The sequence below is a fragment of the Oceanobacillus sp. M60 genome, from assembly GCF_053839645.1.
This window is the reverse complement of record NZ_JBSSNH010000005.1, coordinates 70408-89981: the sequence shown is the minus strand read 5'-3', so window position 1 is coordinate 89981 and position 19574 is coordinate 70408. Positions and strand designations below refer to the sequence as shown.

15 protein-coding genes are annotated in these 19574 nt (G+C 40.1%); 12 read left to right on the top strand and 3 right to left on the bottom strand.

Going from position 1 to position 19574, the window contains the following annotated elements; translation table 11 throughout:
- Positions 1 to 69 precede the first annotated feature (69 nt).
- From ACW0TQ_RS13610 to ACW0TQ_RS13555, 12 genes are all read left to right on the top strand, one after another.
- On the top strand, positions 70 to 2706 hold the full coding sequence (locus ACW0TQ_RS13610; RefSeq protein WP_193063602.1) for a cation-translocating P-type ATPase: 2637 nt from the start codon (positions 70 to 72) through the stop codon (positions 2704 to 2706).
- A 226-nt stretch (positions 2707 to 2932) separates the two neighbouring features.
- Positions 2933 to 5245, top strand: coding sequence for a polyprenyl synthetase family protein (locus tag ACW0TQ_RS13605; protein WP_455725776.1), 2313 nt, complete (start codon positions 2933 to 2935; stop codon positions 5243 to 5245).
- A 330-nt stretch (positions 5246 to 5575) separates the two neighbouring features.
- Positions 5576 to 7189: an ATP-binding protein gene (locus ACW0TQ_RS13600; protein ID WP_455725775.1), complete on the top strand. Its 1614-nt coding sequence runs from the start codon at positions 5576 to 5578 to the stop codon at positions 7187 to 7189.
- Positions 7186 to 7887: a response regulator gene (locus ACW0TQ_RS13595; RefSeq protein ID WP_212928775.1), complete on the top strand. Its 702-nt coding sequence runs from the start codon at positions 7186 to 7188 to the stop codon at positions 7885 to 7887. The genes ACW0TQ_RS13600 and ACW0TQ_RS13595 overlap by 4 nt, the downstream gene beginning before the upstream one ends.
- 354 nt (positions 7888 to 8241) lie before the next feature.
- Complete coding sequence (locus ACW0TQ_RS13590; RefSeq protein ID WP_193063609.1) at positions 8242 to 9930, top strand: SLC13 family permease; 1689 nt, start codon at positions 8242 to 8244, stop codon at positions 9928 to 9930.
- A gap of 778 nt (positions 9931 to 10708) precedes the next feature.
- Positions 10709 to 11038 carry a helix-turn-helix domain-containing protein gene (locus ACW0TQ_RS13585; protein ID WP_212928776.1) on the top strand — a complete coding sequence of 110 codons (330 nt, stop codon included), beginning with the start codon at positions 10709 to 10711 and terminating at the stop codon, positions 11036 to 11038.
- Between the two features lie 246 nt (positions 11039 to 11284).
- The gene (locus tag ACW0TQ_RS13580; protein ID WP_193063613.1) at positions 11285 to 12121 is read left to right on the top strand and encodes an ABC transporter ATP-binding protein; all 837 of its coding nucleotides are present in this window, start codon (positions 11285 to 11287) and stop codon (positions 12119 to 12121) included.
- 47 nt (positions 12122 to 12168) lie between these two features.
- Positions 12169 to 12873: an ABC transporter permease gene (locus ACW0TQ_RS13575; protein ID WP_212928777.1), complete on the top strand. Its 705-nt coding sequence runs from the start codon at positions 12169 to 12171 to the stop codon at positions 12871 to 12873.
- 54 nt (positions 12874 to 12927) lie between these two features.
- Complete coding sequence (locus ACW0TQ_RS13570) at positions 12928 to 13236, top strand: hypothetical protein (RefSeq protein WP_212928778.1); 309 nt, start codon at positions 12928 to 12930, stop codon at positions 13234 to 13236.
- Between the two features lie 191 nt (positions 13237 to 13427).
- Positions 13428 to 15323, top strand: a complete 1896-nt coding sequence (locus tag ACW0TQ_RS13565; protein WP_455725774.1) for a heavy metal translocating P-type ATPase — start codon at positions 13428 to 13430, stop codon at positions 15321 to 15323.
- 32 nt (positions 15324 to 15355) lie between these two features.
- Complete coding sequence (locus ACW0TQ_RS13560) at positions 15356 to 15583, top strand: heavy-metal-associated domain-containing protein (protein ID WP_193063621.1); 228 nt, start codon at positions 15356 to 15358, stop codon at positions 15581 to 15583.
- A gap of 75 nt (positions 15584 to 15658) precedes the next feature.
- Positions 15659 to 16324: a Crp/Fnr family transcriptional regulator gene (locus tag ACW0TQ_RS13555; RefSeq protein WP_193063623.1), complete on the top strand. Its 666-nt coding sequence runs from the start codon at positions 15659 to 15661 to the stop codon at positions 16322 to 16324.
- Positions 16325 to 16338: 14 nt separating this feature from the next.
- Here ACW0TQ_RS13555 and ACW0TQ_RS13550 read toward each other — a convergent pair whose 3' ends face one another.
- The 3 genes from ACW0TQ_RS13550 to ACW0TQ_RS13540 form a co-directional block, all read right to left on the bottom strand.
- Complete coding sequence (locus ACW0TQ_RS13550; RefSeq protein WP_212928780.1) at positions 16339 to 16905, bottom strand: GNAT family N-acetyltransferase; 567 nt, start codon at positions 16903 to 16905, stop codon at positions 16339 to 16341.
- A 141-nt stretch (positions 16906 to 17046) separates the two neighbouring features.
- On the bottom strand, positions 17047 to 18015 hold the full coding sequence (locus tag ACW0TQ_RS13545; RefSeq protein ID WP_193063626.1) for a bile acid:sodium symporter family protein: 969 nt from the start codon (positions 18013 to 18015) through the stop codon (positions 17047 to 17049).
- A 341-nt stretch (positions 18016 to 18356) separates the two neighbouring features.
- Positions 18357 to 19304 carry a C40 family peptidase gene (locus tag ACW0TQ_RS13540; RefSeq protein ID WP_193063628.1) on the bottom strand — a complete coding sequence of 316 codons (948 nt, stop codon included), beginning with the start codon at positions 19302 to 19304 and terminating at the stop codon, positions 18357 to 18359.
- Positions 19305 to 19574: the final 270 nt, after the last annotated feature.

Sequence of the window (19574 nt, the reverse complement as noted above, 5' to 3'; positions counted from 1 at the left end):
TGAAGAATGCAAAATAAACAATAAATGCACTCTATAATTGAAAAATGAACAAGCAGGGAGATTTTGAAAATGGAAATGTATCAAAAAAAAGCTGCAGATGTTTTGGAAGAATTAGAGGCTTCCCAACAGGGGCTATCAACCGAAGAAGCAGCATCCAGACTGGATCAATACGGATATAATGAGATAGCGGATAAAGAAAAAGTACCGACGTGGAAGCTTTTTTTAGAGACCTTCAAAGATCCGATGGTTATTGTCCTGTTAGCGGCGGCTGCAGTACAAATATTGATTGGAGAATGGGTAGAATCCATTATTATCTTTTTGGTTCTGCTGATTAACTCGGTAATCAGCGTGGTACAGACGAGAAAAGCGGAAAGCTCGCTGGAGGCATTACGGGATATGTCTGCCCCTGATGCGAATGTGATGCGGGATGGAACCGAAAAAACAATCGCTGCCAAAGAGCTTGTTCCCGGTGATATTGTCTACTTAGAAGCGGGAGACTATATACCTGCGGATGGACGTATGCTGGAAAGCGGCTCTTTACGAGTAAATGAAGGAATGCTTACCGGCGAATCGGAGGCGGTAGAAAAGAACACCGATATCATTGAGGACGAGGCTGCTTTAGGAGACAGACTAAATATGGTGTACAGCAGCTCTTTGGTTGTTTATGGACGGGGAACCTTTGTAGTTACCGGTACAGGAAACCAAACAGAGGTCGGTAAAATTGCCGATATGCTTTCTACTGCAGAGCAGAAAGAAACGCCGTTACAACAGAAATTAAACAGCTTCAGCAAGAAGCTCGGTGTCGGCATTTTGATTTTATGTATTGCTATTTTTGCTGTTCAGGCAGCTCGTATCTGGTTTGGCGACAGTGAGGCAGATACAACCACTGCATTATTAAATGCGCTGATGTTCTCGGTAGCTATCGCAGTTGCTGCTATCCCTGAGGCTTTGCAATCGATTGTTACTATTGTCTTATCTGTCGGCACAAATAAAATGGCAAAGCAGCATGCCATTATTCGTAAGCTGCCAGCTGTAGAGACGCTTGGATCTACACGGATTATTTGTACAGACAAAACAGGGACACTGACCCAAAATAAAATGACCGTTACCGATGATTTTATCCCTTTTCATAAAAATGAACGTTTACCGGAGAATCCGGATGAATGGGATAAGTCCGAGAGATTTCTTGTCTATATTGCAGCCCTTTGTAATGATTCGTATATTAATCAGGAGAACCAAGAGATTGGCGATCCGACGGAGGTTGCTTTAATTCAATTTGCGGATAAACATGCGCACAGTTATCAGGAATTACGAAAAAAATATCCACGGGAAGCAGAACTGCCCTTTGATTCTGACCGCAAGCTGATGTCCACTGTTCACCATATGGACGGGGAACGTCTGTTATTTGCCAAGGGCGGTCCAGATGTAATGTTTCATCGCGCAAGTCATGTGCTGCTCGATGGTGAGGAACAGCCATTGACCGATGATTTGCTGGAGCGGTTTGAAGGAGCCAATGAAGACTTCTCCAACCAGGCTCTGCGCGTATTGGCTTATGGTTATAAACGCTTGCCTGATAATCAGACAGATATTACGTATGAGGATGAGCGGGATTTTGTGTTAGTCGGGCTGACTGCGATGATGGACCCGCCAAGGGAAGCGGTGTACGGATCGATTGAAGAAGCAAAAGCAGCCGGGATCCGGACCATTATGATTACCGGCGATCATAAAACTACTGCCCAGGCAATTGGGCGGGATATCGGCTTAATGGAAAATGATGATATTGCAATCACAGGAAAAGATCTCGATAAGATGTCAGAGGAAGAATTAGAGGACAAAATTGAGCAGATTTCCGTTTACGCCCGCGTATCACCTGAAAATAAAATAAGAATTGTCCGAGCCTGGCAGCAAAGAGGTGCTGTAACAGCCATGACGGGTGACGGAGTGAATGACGCTCCTGCTTTAAAACAGGCGGATATCGGTATTGCGATGGGAAGCGGAACGGATGTATCCAAGGATTCGTCGGCAATGATTCTGACCGATGATAATTTTGTATCTATTGTTAATGCTGTTCAGGTCGGGAGAACCGTATTTGATAATATTAAAAAAGCAATCGGTTATTTATTTGCCGGGAATCTTGGAGCCATCCTCGCGATTCTGTATGCTGTTATCTTCAATCTGCCGAATCCATTTACAGCGTTGCAGCTCTTGTTTATTAATTTAGTCAATGACTCGCTGCCTGCAATTGCGTTAGGTGTGGAAAAATCAGAGGCAGGCGTGATGAAGCGGAAACCGCGTCCGGTTAACGAAGGTATATTTGCCGGCGGTACGCTGCGGACTGTTTTGACAAGAGGGATTTTAATTGCTGCTGCTGTTGTTATTTCTTTCTATATTGGTTTGTCCCATTCCAATGAAATGGGTGTGGCGATGGCATTTACGACGTTGATTATGTCACGTACCCTGCAGACCTTTGCTGCACGTTCGAATACACAGACATCGATTAAAATTGGCTTCTTCTCTAATAAATATGTGATAGGAGCAGTTGTAATCGGGTTTGCTTTATATGGGATAACGCTGCTTCCTTTTGCAAGAGAGGTGTTTAATATACCTGCTTCCTTTGGTTTCCAGGAATGGGGAATTGCAACAGGACTGGCAGCTGCCGCTGTGGTTTGTATGGAAATAGCAAAAAAGATTTTTCATAGAGCATAAACGAAATGAATAGAAATAAGTTAAAGTGTGTATTCAAAAAGTATTTTTTAACGGGCTTTTTGAATAACCTCTTAAAAAAATATGCCGTTTTACTTGGGATTTTTAGGTCAGGTAAACGGCATATTTTTAACAAATGTAAAGATTTTGTTAAGTTTTACTTGCATCATTATTGTGTACGGAACATCGTGGTATACTTAATTACTTAACAAAAAAATGAGGACGGAACATGCAGATGGACAAAGATTATTTTCAGACAAAGCAGGAGCAGGCAAAAGCATATTTTCAAACGCTGCAGGCTCAAATACAAGAAGAGAATTTTGCGTCAGCCTTGATAGAGACGCTTCATCAATATCAACAAGATAAAAAGAAAACATGGGTAAATATAGATCATTGGAAGCAGCAGCCAAGCAAATTATTTATTTCTTATTTAGCGAAATCAGGCCAGCTTGATGCTTATTTGCATCGAAGTATTTCGTACATTTATTTTCGTGACCTGGGAAGGGATATTACCTCTGAAGCAATGCAGAACAGAATAACTGCTGTCACAGAAGGCGTCAAAAATTACTTGAATCAGAAGGAGCAGCGAGTGCCGTTCCATCTGACAGAGCTTTACCAAATGGCACAAAAAGAATCGCTGGAAGAAGTATTCTTCTGGGTGTCGGATAAACTTAAACGTGTCTCCGCGATACTTCCGGATGGTTTGGATAAAAACGAAGCGAAACGAAAAATAATGAAGATTATTGCTGGTGTCGTTATGCATGAATTGGAAGAATTGGATGGAGAACTGTCCAAAGATCGGAGGAGGCAGCTGTTAGATCAGGCTGTTCGTACAGGATATTATTATGGATTGACCTATCCGCTGATTGATGATGTGCTGGATGCGGATATGTTAACGGCATCGGAGAAGAAGACTTTCGCTTATTTTATCCGGCAGACGTTATTCACAGGGGAGGTGCTTCCAGTAAAAGCTGACGATTGGCAGAAGAATCATTGGGAATTCATTTCTGCTGTGCATCAGGAGCTGTCGGAAGCATTTCATTATTTAAAGTCCTGCCAGCCGGAGGAGAATAGACAGCTTTTCCTGGAAAATGCGTATTTATTTTTCGAAGCACAGGAACTGGACAGGCAAAAGCATTTGGATAATGACAGGTATACCAATGAAGACCTGTATACATCTGTTATTTTAAAATCGGCTTCCTCCAGACTGATTATCCGTTCGTTTAAGCCTTTTTCAGAGGTCGAGAACATCGAAGCAAATATGTTTCATTACGGGATGTATAATCAGCTTGCGGATGATTTAACAGATTTAGATGAAGACCTGGCGAATAGGAATGTCACGCCGTATACGTATTTTGTGACGTATCGTGAACAGAATTCTAATTTAATCAATCCCTTTGCCATGTATTGGTCTGTTATTTATTATTTTATTCATAAGCTCTATCCGGGAAAGCCGGAGATAAGAGATGTTATTTTGGACAGGGCAATAAACGGTTTAAAACGGCTAAAGGCAAGATTGGGAAAAGAACGCTATCAGAAATTGATGCAGCAGTTTTCCTTTGATCCGAATTTTGACAAAGCTTTAGAGAAAACAGTACATCGTACGCACAACGTAGCATTCTTTGATAAATGGATCCGTGATCAATTTTTAGATACATTAAAACAAAATCAGCAATTAAAGAACCAGTTTGTATCGAAAATGAAAGAAATCAAAGAACAAGTAGAAGAACAGCTTCCCTTTGAGTCAGCGAAAAATTCATTAGAAGAAGCGGCAAACGACAGCCTGTCAGGCAATGCCAAGCGTTTACGCCCGATGATGACGTGGGTTCTGGCAAAAGAAGGGCTTCGTCTTCCAGACCATTTGGTCCTGCCCTTAGTAAAATCAATAGAATATATGCATACCGCCTCGCTTATTTTTGATGATTTGCCGTCACAGGATAATGCACCCGAAAGAAGAAGCAAGCAGACGCTGCATGAGAAATATAATCATGCGACGGCGGAGCTGACTGGACTTTGGTTAACACAGCGCGCTGTAGAAGAGCAGGCTGTAATCAAACATCAAGAACCTGGCAGGCTGCTGGAGCTTATTGCTTATTCCACCCGGACCACCCAAAACATGTGTCAGGGACAATTTTTGGATCTGCAGGCAAAAGGAAAGCAATTAACGCTGGATGAGCTGAGAGAATTATCGGTTTATAAGACCTCCTTTGGTTTTGAAGCGGCCCTGATGATGCCGATGATTATGGCTGGAGAATCGGACGAGCGGAAACAGGCAGTCCAGCGTTTCGCGTACCACGCAGGCATTGCCTTTCAAATCAAAGATGATTTATTAGATATAACAGGGGATGCGAAGCTGTTGGGCAAACAGCCGGGAAGAGACGAGCGGAATAACAGCTCGACCTTTGTGTCCATCCTTGGCAAGGAAGAGGCGCAGAAGGAAATGTGGAGACATTATATGGCAGCCAGAAAAGAGTTAGCAACGCTGCCGGATATTGCTTTCTTTTATCAGCTGTTAGATTATTTGATTTTGCGTGACCATTGAGTTTGTTCATATTACTATCGATTTTGTAAATCTGGATGGTCTTTACATACGCTTTATTGTATGTGAAGGTTATCTGGATTTTTTTAGGGATAAGAAAGAAAACAGGTAAAAATGTTAGTAAAAAGAGGGAGTATATAAAAAGTTGGAGTGATTACTAGAAGCTAAAATCTTTATTTCAACTTATATAGCTACGGAATCTGTGTTATTATTTTAAAATATACGGACAGTTATGGAGTGTGCTGGCAAAGCTGCACTCCTTGATATGAATAAAAATTATACAATTGTAAAAAAAGAAGCAGTTTGACTGAACAGGGAGGAGGACGAGCTGGTATGCGGAAAAAAGACATGCCCTTCATGCTTCAAATGCTGCTGTTCACCAGCGGATTAATCTGCCTGACGCTGCTTGTTACAGGACTGCTTATTGGATATAATCAAGCAACAGGAACAAAGGAAGCGCTTGCTGATAAAGCGAGCTTGAGTGCAAGTCATTTTGCCCGAATGCCTATCGTTGCGGATGCGCTTGCAGAAGGGGAGGCAGATGACGAGCTCCGCACTATTGCAGCCGAGGTTCGCGAGAATAATAATCTGCAATATATTGTGTTGATGAATATGGAAGGGATCCGGCTGATGCATCCTGTTCCGGAGCGGATTGGAGAACATTTTGTCGGCGGGGATATTGAGGATGTGTTTGAAGGAAAAAGCTATACGTCTGAGGCAGTTGGCACTTTAGGACCGTCGATGCGCGCTTTTGAACCGGTTTATGATCAAGATGGTATGCAGATCGGAGCTATTTCTGTAGGGATTTCCACAGAGGTTATTAATCAGGCTGTATGGGATAGTGTAAAGATAACCATTTACGGAACAGCTGTAAGTCTTCTTCTCGGTTTAGCAGGCTCTTACTTTTTAGCAAGGAGGCTGAAGAAAACCTTATTTAACCTGGAGCCTCAGGAGATTGCCTATCTGATAGAGGAACGGGAAGCAATGCTTGACAGCGTAAGTGAAGGAGTTATCGCTATTAATGCAGACGGTTACATCATTATTGCGAATCCATCCGCGGAAATAATGCTGGAGCGCGCCGGGCTTCATGGGAATATTATTGGACAAAAAATAAGTGAGATCTGGCCTGAACTGTCACTGGAAGTATTCGTAAACGGGGAAAAGGCCGTTTATGATAAAGCTGTCCGCTTCGGTGAGTTAGAAATGATCACGAACAGTGTTTCCTTTCAAGTGGATAAACATAATGTCGGGGCACTTGTCACTTTCCGGGATCGAAATGAGCTGGACGCCATGATGAAGAAGCTTTCTGGAGTAGAGTCCTATGCCCATACGTTACGGATGCAGACGCATGAGTTTATGAATAAGCTTCATATTATCGGAGCAATGGTCTATACCGAATCCTATGAAGAGCTCGCGGAATATGTAGATAGCCTTTCCATGATCTATCAGCGGGAAACAGGGATTATTTCCGCTCATATTGATGATGTAGCCATTGCAGGATATTTATTGACCAAATTGGAGCGCCTGGAACAGCTTCAAATTGATGTGGATATACAAGGGGAAAATAAATGGCCGAGCCTTTCTGATCCAACAGCTGTTGACCGCTGGATAACGATTATTGGAAACAGCCTGGAAAATGCAGTCGAGGCGATGGCCGGTCAGGAAGAAAAAAAGGTCACATTGATTTTTGATGTTTTTGACGGAGCGTTATTCTATGAAATCCGTGATAATGGAGAAGGATTTGATGTCGAGGATTTACCTTTTATCCTGGAAAAAGGCTATTCGACAAAAGGATTGAACCGCGGCTACGGGATGACGATTATGATTAATGCAGTTAAAGCGGGCAATGGAAATTATCATATTCAATCTGAGATTGGTGCAGGCGTTTGTTTACAAATTACGATGCCATATGAATGGAACGACAAAGAGGGGAATAATTCACAATGATACGGATAGCTATTATTGAAGATGAACCGCTTATTGCTAAATTTCATCAGAAGTATATTGAAAAAATTGATGGATTTTGCTGTACAGGGAGTGTAGAAACGGTCGAGGAGGGTATTGAGCTGGCAAGGCGCCCAGATGTTGATTTGATTTTACTCGATATTTATTTACAGCAGAAAAATGGGCTGGATGTATTAAAACAAATCCGTTCAGAAGAAATAAATGTGGACGTTATTTTAATCACATCCGCCAATGATCAGCAATCGTTACAGACTGGTTACCGCTACGGAGTCGTAGATTATCTGCTGAAGCCATTTACCTTCGAACGTTTCCAGGCGTCCCTCCTACGTTATCAGCAAACCATAAGAGTGACGGAAGGAAAGGTGCATCAATTAGAAGTGGATCGTTTATTTCACCCGCATGAACAGCCTGTTGTGTTAAAACCGGAGGATCTGCCAAAAGGAATCACGAAAGAAACATGTCGAAATATATTAACGGTCATGATGGAGCATGAGGATTGGCTGTCAGCGGCAGATTTAAGTGCTCATGCAAACATTTCCCATGTATCCCTGCGTAAATATTTACGTTTTTTTGAGGAAAAAAGATTGCTTGAAAAAAATGTGATTTACCATAGCTTCGGACGTCCGCTGCAGCAGTATAGACTCTCGCAAACAGGAAAAAACAATTTTCGTCATTTCTAGAGGATGTTCAAAAAGTCCAATAAAAATGACACGGCGACTTTCTACGTTGACGAGCTATTTCCGATGGGGTCTGCGATTACTCGCCCCACCAAGACCGTTACTCACGTATTATAAAGCACGAAAGAACTTCTGTTAAGAACGTCCACGTCCTGTGGACAACACAGAAGTCATCACATCCTGTGAAAGTCCGTTCGTAAATAGCTCGTCGCCTTGAACTTCTTGGTCCTATTTATCGAACTTTTTGAACACGTATTTCTAGTTTCGATTAGTTAAAAAATATATACAAACCATAGTAAATAGACGAAAATAAGAATAACCATTTTTGGTAAGCGTTTTCAGAGAGGGGTATGAACGATGAACTATGTAACATCGGCATGGAACGAACTTTGGAGGCAGCATAAACGCACAAAAAGTCTATTAAATATTTTTGCTCTCCATAAAAATGTTACTGAAAAAGATGTTGAAAAACATAAACAAACTTCTGCAAAGGACAGCACGGTTCAGGGGCAGCCTGAAGATTCAGGAGACGAACCGCCAAAGAAACCTTATTCCAGGGCACAAATCGTCGGTTTAATTTTAGGACCGCTTTTATTCGTTTTAACGATGTTATTTTTTCAGCCGGAAGGATTATCAGCCGAAGGAAAGGCTGTTCTGGCTACGACATTATGGGTAGCCACATGGTGGATCACAGAGGCATTGCCTATCCCGGCTACGTCTCTCCTGCCATTGATATTAATCCCGATAACGGGAGCGATGGAAGGCGGAGATGTTGCTTCTGCCTATGGAAATGATATTATTTTTCTATTTTTAGGCGGATTTTTTATTGCCACAGCCATGGAAAAGTGGAATCTGCATAAGCGTATTGCCCTTTTTATCATTGCGGTAATTGGAACAAGTGTACAGCGAATTCTACTTGGTTTCATGGCAGCTACCGGTTTTCTTTCTATGTGGGTTTCCAATACGGCTGCGGTAATGATGATGGTTCCAATGGGGCTGGCGATTACAGTACAGGTAGCAAGTGTGTTAAAAGGAACTCCGGAAGAAAAAGAATTACCAAAGTTTGAAAAATCCCTGATTTTTGGGATTGGTTACGCTGGAACAATCGGCGGTTTGGGAACATTGATTGGAACACCTCCGAATATTATTCTGGCAGGGCAGCTGGACGAATTATTTGGTGTAAATATTTCTTTTGCGACCTGGATGCTGTTTGCTTTTCCCGTTGTTGTTTTTATGCTTTTCTTTACATGGTTATATTTAGGGAAAGTTGCATTTAAAACAAGTATTAAGCAGCTGCCTGGTGGAAAAGAATTAATCCAGCGTGAACGAAGTAAACTGGGGAAAACAGGCTATGAAGAGAAGATGGTCGCAGTAGTGTTTGTTTTTGCTGCATTTATGTGGATTACAAGAGATTTCCTCTGGACAGATGGAAATTTTAGCATTGTTAACGTTCCAGGGATTTCTGATGGGATGATTGCAATTGTAGCCGCAGTATTATTATTTGCTATTCCAGCAAAAAAAGAGGAACGTATTTTATCTTGGAAGGATTCCCGTGATATTCCATGGGGGGTGCTCCTGCTGTTTGGAGGCGGATTGGCAATTGCGGCTGGTTTTACAGAAACAGGCTTATCTGACTGGCTCGGGGAGCAGCTGACTGTTTTAGACGGCTTCCATATTCTTGTGGTTATTGCTGCAGCAACCTTGATGATTATGGCTCTGACGGAGATTACTTCCAATACAGCAACAGCGACCATGATTTTGCCGGTAGTTGGAGCATTGGCGGTTGCGTTAAACATTCATCCGTTTGCGCTGATGATTCCATGTGCACTGGCAGCAAACTGTGCATTCATGCTACCGGTTGGAACACCGCCGAATGCCATTATTTTCGGTACAGGAAAACTGAAAATTATTGAGATGATCAAAACAGGATTCTGGGTCAATATCGTAGGAACAATTATTATTATTTTAGCTGTGTATTATTTTGTTCCAATAGTTTGGGGAATTGATTTAACCTCCATTCCAAGTGAATTCTTGAGCGGGAATTGATTGGAATTAGGCAGCTGGCTGGTATTTATGTATTCGATTTTTACTTGTAAATAGTTCATAACGAAAGCCTCCCTGGAATTCAATTCAGGGAGGCTTTCGTTATATGATGGAGCCTCAGCGATGAAATAACTTTGATTCAGCCTTCCTCTTATACACCAACCTAAGAACGATTTCTGCGATGCCTTTCTTTCCCGCCCTTCATGGCATTTAATTCTTCTTTATTCTTTTTCTTCTTCTTTTTTCCTTTATCTACGCTCATTCCAATACCTCCTTTTTGGTTAGTATGAGCCAAATATCAGAAAAAATGTAACTGCAGGCTATGCGTTTTCATAAGAGAATGAACGGATGAGTTGTATATTTTCATTTCAATTCTGTAAAATAAAAAGAGAAATCATGACGATAACGGAAATGAAAAATCAGCAAGAGTCTTCACTTCAAGTAATGCAACCCAACTAACAGGACACTTGAAGTCTATTACAGAGAATAAAGATAAACAACACAAAGCTTGGAGACATTGTATAATCCGCAGTGGGTTACTTGAGTTTTTTCGACAGATTTATATGGAAAGATTATATGTAAAAATAAATCCTTTTAAATGAATTAATCATATCGGTTATCTAAATAACTTAAATTGTTTTAAAAACGGAACGATTGTTCATCTAATTTATTCTTCTTCTGATTATATTTAGCCTCTATCTGAGAACAAACTGTTAATTTTTAATAATAGAACTCCCCAGCAATATTATGATATAATTTTCAGAAAAAGCAGGTGAATAACTTGATTGGTGAAAAAATCAAACAATTACGTCAAGAAAAGCGAATGTCGCTATCAGAACTGGCTGAAAAGGCAGGAGTAGCAAAATCCTATTTAAGTTCCATCGAGCGAGACCTTCAATCAAACCCCTCCATCCAATTCATCGAGAAAATCAGCCAAGTGTTAGAGGTTTCTGTGAAAGATTTAATAATTGAAAACAACTCGATACATGAAACAGAATTAGATAGTGAATGGGTGAATATTGTAAAAGAAGCAATGGAATCTGGTGTGTCGAAAGAGCATTTTAGAGAATATCTAGAATTTAATAAATGGAGGCAGGAAAAAGGGAATTAAGTCAGTAAATCGTTCAGCAGCTTTATGGAAATCATCGAGAGTTATTTTATAATCAATTTTTCGCAGTGTAACTGGCTTTAATGAAGTTTCTATTTATCATTTATATTTAATTGTAAGATAAATATATATAATATGATAAATAGCTATAATAATATCCTTTGAACATAGATCATTTAGCGAAGGAACTGTAAAAAGGCAGAATTGAGTATGTCAGTATATACCAAATGATATGACAAGGAGAATTACATGAATCAGCTTGTAGAGCTAAAGAGTATCAAGAAAAAATACGGGAAGAAAACTATTTTATACGACATGTCACTTCGCTTGGAAGAAAAGGAGGTCATTGCTGTCTTAGGTGGGAATGGCAGTGGAAAGAGTACCTTTTTACGTATGGCAGCAGGAGTAGAACGACCGGATTCAGGGCAGGTAGTATATACTGATAAGAATATCCGGATAGGGTATGTACCAGAAAGGTTTCCAAACTATCTCCGTTTTACACCAAATGAATATTTGCACTATACCGGAAGGATAGGCGATGTTTCAGAGGCTGAGCTCAAACAGCGTATTTCGTCGTTATTGCATCGGTTTCAATTGGATAAATGGAGTGACCGGCGAATTAGCACGTTGTCTAAAGGGAATATCCAAAAGGTAGGTATTATTCAAGCCATTCTTCCGCAGCCAGAGCTGTTAGTTTTAGATGAACCGTTATCCGGGCTCGATTTTTCCGCGCAGCAGGAATTACTTTTGATTCTAGACGAATTAAAGGAACAAGGAACCGCCATTCTATTAACCTATCATGAAGCTCCCATTTTTGAAGAGGTTGTTGACCAAACCTATTACATAAAAGATGGGCAATTAACAGAAGAAAAACTTGTGGAAAAAGATGCTGTGAAGGTGATTGAAGTAAAGGGTTTAACGGATATAGATGTGCAGGAATGGAACGAATTAATAAATAAAGAAAGAAGAGAAAATAGCTTGCTGCTATATGTGAATTCAGAAAATAGCGATCAGCTCCTGTCCAGGATTCTTGAATTGCAGGGAAGCATTGAGTACGTCGGAAACATCGATTATAAAATGGAGTGAAGAACAAACTATGTGTTTGTTCGTTTTACATAGAAGGAGAGATTTATTTGAAAGAAGTCATTAAATACAGCTTGCATGATTATATCCGTTCTCATAAATATTTTCCGCCGGTCTCCACCTTTATTGTGTTAATCGCTGTTTTTTATACGTATAAGCCGAATCCGGTTGTCGATAGCTATGCGATTACAGCATTGTTTTTGTTTGTGGTCTCTGCCTGGTTATGTATGAGCGTCTTGTCTCTGGATTCACCAGTACAAAGACAGCTGCTGGTTTTAAATCTGAGAAGCAGCTATCGATACTACTTGGCAAAATTAGCAGCGGTTTGGCTGATTGCCTTGCTATTGGCAGTGTTTGCCTTTCTTTATCCGATTATATTTCATCTATTTTCTGATTCTGTATCCATGACAGTTGGCTTCGTATCGATAGTGAATCATCTCCTATTGGCTGCGCTCGGAATTTGTATTGCCGCTTTTTTCAGTAGCGTAATGATGGAAAGTGCCATCAATGCCTATGGCGGTTTAGCACTGACGGTCATTCTTTCCATTGCTGCACTAGGTATCGAGAATGCTTTACCGGCATCTCTCAAATATATTACATGGATTATTCCACCGGCCACGATTACCCAGAAGCCGCTATTTCAATGGGAGGAAGAAAACCTGACCTATTTATCGGGCTTTCCATTTTTATGGATAATGATTTATACTGGGATTATTATGGTGCTATTTCTAATAATGGCAAATAGAAAACGTTGATTACTACGAAAAAGCAATAAGAGATTTACAATATAAAAGTAAAGGAGGAGAATCTTGGCAGGTGTATTTTCTTTTTTGAGTATAGTTCTATTCGCTTTTAATTTTTGGAAAAACAGAAAAGAGCTGAAAGCAACCTATTCAAAACTTCATGCTGTTCAAATAATCGGTGTTATTATCTCCTACTTGGTAACGATTGCGATAGCATTTGTGCTAATATACTATGCTGGAAACTGGCTGGTCAGCTTTATTCCATTTGCATTTCTCCGTTCGGCTGCATTTTTTGTAACGATAGCTGTCGTCCTCTTTTTTTGTTTAGATTTGCTTCATAAAGTATTAACGAGGATAACAAAAGGAATTTTGTAGGTTTATGTTCAAAATAGCCCACTGTTTGGGATTTATTTCGGTATATGTAAAGAAAGTATCTTTCGAGGATGCTTTTTTTATTTGTACAAATAACCGTTTTGCAAAATGAGTTTTCCTATCTTGATAAGCATCAATTATTTTCTCTTTCTTTCACGATAAAATGACAGTGTAATCGGAGAGGGGGAGAGAAAATGAAGCTGCAGAATTTCTTTATGGGACATAAGCATCCCGTTGTACTAATCTGCGGAATATTGATTATTACAGCATTTATTTCAAAATTTTTATTTGATTGGAATCCGGTATATTCACTTGCAATGGCTGCAATTATCGGGATTCCGCCGATATTTATCCAAGCGTACCAAGCACTGAAAGTAAAAGTAATCAGTATTGAACTGTTGGTATCCATTGCTGTTACTGGAGCGTTTATCATCGGTGAATTCAGTGAAGCTGCTATTGTTATTTTCCTGTTTTTGTTCGGAGGGTTATTGGAACAAAAAACATTGGAAAAAACACGCTCTGCTATTCGGGAACTTACCAAAATGGCTCCCGCCAGCGCTTTACGAATCAACGGTGATAATATAGAAGAAATTAATATTGATGACGTAACGAAAGGGGATTTGCTCCTTGTTAAGACAGGAGCGCAAATTCCTGTGGATGGTATTATTCAAGAAGGAAAAGGCTATATCAATGAAGCAAGTGTGACAGGTGAATCCATGACAGCAGGAAAAACAACCGGAGAGAAAGTGTTTGCCGGTACAATTTTAGAAAATGGTACGTTGAAGATAGAGGCGGAGAAAATTGGAGAAGACACGACCTTTGGAAAAATTATTGAACTTGTGGAAGAAGCACAGGATAATAAATCCGAAGCGGAACGTTTTATGGATCGGTTTGCCAAATATTATACGCCGATTGTGTTGCTGCTTGCGCTTATTGTCGGTTTGATTTTTCAGAATGTCCATCTGGCAATTACGATTTTAATTTTAGGATGTCCGGGGGCGCTGGTTATTGGTGTCCCGGTCTCTAATGTTGCCGGAATTGGCAATGGAGCAAAAAATGGCATTCTAATCAAGAGCGGGGAATTGATGGCTGCATTCAGCAAGGCAGATACGATGGTATTTGATAAAACTGGAACATTAACGAGTGGCAAACCGACAGTTTCTGAAGCGAAAGCATATACGGATGATTTTCAAGAAGCACTTCGGTTAGCTGCGAGTGTGGAGAGAGAATCAGAGCATCCATTGGGGCAAGCAATCTTAGATTATGTGGGGAAAACCGAATATGCAAAAATTGATAAAACAGAGGTTGTGAAAGGACAAGGAATTATTGCTCACGTCGGTTCGGAGGAAATAATGATTGGTAATCAGACCTTCATGGAGAATCATGCTGTTTGGATAAATAATCAGGCAAAACAGGATTTACTTTATCTTCAACAGTCAGGGAATTCTACCGTATTTGTAGCAATCAATCGTCAATTAACACTGCTGATTGGTATCAAAGACCAGGTTCGGCCAGATGCAAAAAGAACGTTGCGTATTTTAAAACAAATGGGGATCAAGCGTTTGGTGATGTTGACAGGAGATAATCAGACAACGGCAGAGATAGTGGGAAATGAATTGGGTATAACGGAGGTTCATGGGGATTTCCTTCCAGAGGATAAGTCCAGCTTTATAAAACGGCTTCAAGAAGAAGGAAGAACGGTAGCTTTTATCGGAGATGGAGTGAATGACAGCCCTTCTATTGCTTTAGCTGATGGAGGAATTGCAATGGGAAGCGGGACGGATATAGCAGTGGAAACCTCTGATATTATCCTAATGCACTCTCATTTTAAAAAATTGATCCACGCTTTTGGTTTAACAAAGAAAACAACAGCCAATATGAAGGGAAATATCATCATTGCAGTGGGGACGGTGGTTTTTCTCCTCATCGGATTGATTTTTGGATATATCCACATGGCCAGCGGTATGCTGGTACATGAATTAAGTATTCTAGCAGTAGTTATCAATGGCATGCGTTTATTACGCTATCGTACGAAGGATGAAAAACTTGATAGCTATCAAGTACAAAATAAAACTTTAGAAGTACGATAGAAATATAAATAAAAGGAAAGTGGGGATTAATTATGGAAAAAGTAACGATTCAATTAGAAAGCTTAACCTGTCCGTCATGTATTCAAAAAATCGAAAGTGCTGTTCAGAAGCAGCAAGGCGTAGCAAAGGTGAATGTCTTATTTCATGCCGGTAAGGTAAAAGCAGAAATTAATAATAAGGAAACAAGTGCGGATAAATTATCAGAAGTCATTGAAAAGCTGGGATATACAGTAGAAAATACAAAAGTACAAGGCGTATAATAGAGGAAAGACAATAACATGGCAGCTTTATCTATCTGCTAAAAAAAGCTGCCATGTTGAAAAGGAGGACTTGCCGTGAGCCAGGAGCATTTATGTGTAGCTGCAGTACCGCTTTTCCAGCATTTAGATTTAGAAGATCAAAGGATAATTAACCGGTTGGTAAAGCACCATATTTTTCAAAAGGGTGAACAAATTATTACTCCAGACGAAAACCCGCAATTAGTTGTGATTGCCCAGGGAAATATGAAGGTATATCAGCTTTCAGCGACTGGCCGCGAGCAATTATTAAGAGTTGTCGGACCGAACGGTTATGAAGGAGAAGGATTACTGCTTGGTGCCCAAAATGAAAATTTATTTGGGGAAGCAATGCAGAAAACAGAAGTCTGCCTGTTAAAACAGGAGGATTTTCAAAAAATACTATTGCAATACCCGCAAATAAGCTTGAAGCTGTTAGAAATCAATGCTCAAAAATTGATGGAGGCAGAACAGCAAGCACAATTTTTAATGATGGAAAAAGTAGAAAATCGTTTAATGACATATCTTCTTGATTTATATAAAACTGCAGGATCCAAGCAAGTAGAGATTCCTATGAAGATGAAGGAGCTGGCTTCTTTTCTGGGAACGACGCCAGAAACACTGTCTCGAAAATTGAAATGGCTAGAAGGAGAAAGACTTATTCAGAGGAAGGGAAGTATGATAAAACTGCTTGATAAAAAGGAGTTGGAAAATCGTTTGTTGTAATCGAGAAGACAGGTCTATTTTAAGACCTGTCTTCTCGTGCTGTAATGATGCTGCTCCCATTCTTCACGCAGCATCCCCATGCGGATGGAATCATAATATTCACCTTGATAATACCGGACCTTGCGAATTCGTGCTTCCATTTGCATCCCGAGTTTTTCCGCTACCCGAATCATTCGCATGTTACCGGACCAAGTTGTTAAACCGATACGAACTAACGGCAGTTGATTAAAAAGAAGATTGATCCATAGTTTCAAAGCGCGAGTGCCGATTCCCTTTCCCCAGGATGCTGCTTCATGTAAAACAATACCAATCTCTAACCAGCAGGAGGGCTGATGCTCCCAATAATAAGAAATCGTACCAAGAATATGACCATCAAGCTCTACAGCCCAATATTTTTCAGAATTTATCCAATGCGCCTGTTCTGTTAAAAAAGCTTCATATGATTTTGCCTGATGCGGGAAATAGGGGGCATCCCATTTTTTCCATTCTGGCTTTTCTTCCTTAAATATCAACTCCCACAGACGCGGCAGATCCTTTTCTTCAATTGTACGAATGCTTAGATTATTGTCTGTATATTGCAATGGACGAATCTCCTTTTCTATTCCTTTTTATTGGGTATCGCTTTTTTGAAAAATGATTGAAAAGGAACGTGCCTCTACTTTTCAATCACCTGTGTCCTCTGTTTCATTTTTAATCAGCTCCACGAGGATAGCCTCAGCAAATTAAGCTATTTCTCTCTTATTTCCTTTTTTATTATTATTCACCGGTATTTTTGACCAGATGGATGCAAGGATAGACCCGCTGATTACATGCATCACAACGGCAATAGCACCTGGCAATGCAGCCAATGGCTGTGCAGCAAAATGGGCGCTCGCTAAGGTGGTGCCTAATCCAGCATTTTGAATGCCGACTTCGATGGATATTGCTCTTCTTGTCTCTTCATTGAGACGAAGCACTGTGGCAACTAAGAAGCCAAGCAAAAGTCCCGACCAATTATGCAAGAGAACTGTGACAAAAATAAGCGCTCCTGAAGATGCAATATTTTCTGTATTTCCTGAAACAACTGCAGCCACTACTCCCGAAATAGCTATAACCGAAATCAGCGGCAAAATTTCTATACTTTTGTCAACTGCCACTGGAAAGAACCTTTGAAAAATAAGTCCTAACACAATGGGAACAATAATAACTTGAATGATAGAAATAAACATGGCAAACGGATTTACTGGGATCCATTGTCCAGCTAGAAGATACAAAAGCACTGGTGTCATAATTGGTGCCAGCATAGTAGAAACAGATGTCATCGTAACGGATAACGCTACATTTCCTTTAGCGAGATATACCATGACATTCGATGCAGTACCTCCGGGAACAGATCCTACTAAGATAATTCCAGCTGCCAGAGCAGGCGGTAAATTTAAAAGTTTTGCAATTCCAAATGCAAGCAGCGGCATAATGGTGAATTGCAGAATAACGCCAATAATAACTGGTACAGGTTTTGTTAACACCAGCTTAAAATCGTTTGGTGTCATGGTGAGCCCCATTCCAAACATAACGATTCCGAGTAATATGGTCATGTAATTGTTTAACCAATTAAAACCGCCAGGCATATAGAAGGCGGCAACAGCGACTAAAATAGTGATGAATGCAAAATACTTATTCGAAAAATTACTGATGTGAATGAATAATTTCATACTTCTATGATACTCCCTTACTTCAATATAATAGAATAGGATTCCGTATTTTATTTTGATGCACATTTTCTGAGTATGTATAGACAAGAAATAAACTTTAAGTTTGGATAGACGGAATAGAATGCACAAACTTTGCGATAAATAAATAATATCGGATTAGTCTGAAAATAATGTTTATGTAAAATATTCCTTTATCCCTTTTTTCGGAAATCCTTCTAATAAATTGTTGACAAGTATATCGCAAAAAATTTAAAAAGTCTATATAAAATTTTCAATGCTAGAAAAGAATAAAAAGCAAACATAAAAAAACAAGCGCCAGGTTGCGCTTGTTTTTTTAACTATTAATTGAAAGATTTTGCTCCAAGGTAATGTTGCTGCCAATAATCAACGCTCATGTCAGCTACAACCATTGCACCGCTGCCGCTGCTTGCGTGGATCATTTGGTTGTTACCAATGTAAATTCCGCTGTGAGATGCGCCAGCTGTATCATATGTTCCTTCAAAGAAGACAACATCGCCAACGCTTGGAGAATCTACATGAACTCCGTCATTTGCCCACATTTGGCTGTGTGTACGGGAAACATCGATGCCTACTTGGTCAAACGTATAGTTAATCAATCCGCTGCTGTCCAATGCAGAAGGATTTGATTCTCCCGGAGTGTATGCTCCAAATTGATATGGGATTCCTAAAGCACTTTCAGCTGCTGCAACGATGTCAGAACCGCTGACAGAACCAGATTGTGTTCCTGCATTGTCTTCGGATCCGGAATCATTCGAGACTTCTTCAATAACAATGTCATTCTCAGTTGTTTCTTCTGTTGCTTCCTCTTCACTAGCTTCTGATTCTGAAGCTTCTTCAGAGCTTGGAGCGGATTCAACAGGAGTACCTAGTGCATCAGAAGTAGCTGGTCCTACAATACCGTCTTCTTGCAAGCCTTGATCAGATTGGAAATCTCTTACGTCTTGTTCCGTAAGCTCTCCAAAAATACCATCTACGTTACTAGAAGAATAGCCTTGATCGTGCAATGAACTTTGTATATTTTCTACCTCTGAACCGGAATCACCTTGTTGAACAAGAGAAGAGTTAACTGTTGCAGAAGGTGTTTCTTCAGAAGATTGTTCCTCTTGAGCTTCAGGGAGGCTACTTTCTTCGTAGGTGATATCTCCTTCTGTTGATCCTTCTCCCGCATTTGCTAATACACTGGAGCCTACTACTGGAGTGAGTGCTAACGTTGCAGCAAACGCAGTCGAAATAACATATTTTTTTGCATCAAGATTCAATGGTGCCAAAAGAATTCCTCCTTAAGAATGTTTATATTATTTTGTTGAAAAACAGAAACCTATGTAGCAAGATTTCGCTCAAATCGTGGTATGGCCGTCCGTTAATCTCCTATTCTATGATGTATTGTATATAGGGGAGTACAAATTGATTGAAACAGAAGATAACGGACTGAAACCAACCCAGACCTGATTCAGCTATATTTTCGCTGAACTTTTATTTTTTCACTATATACAAGGTAACATAGAGATATCACAAGAAGGTGTCCAAATTTTTAAAGG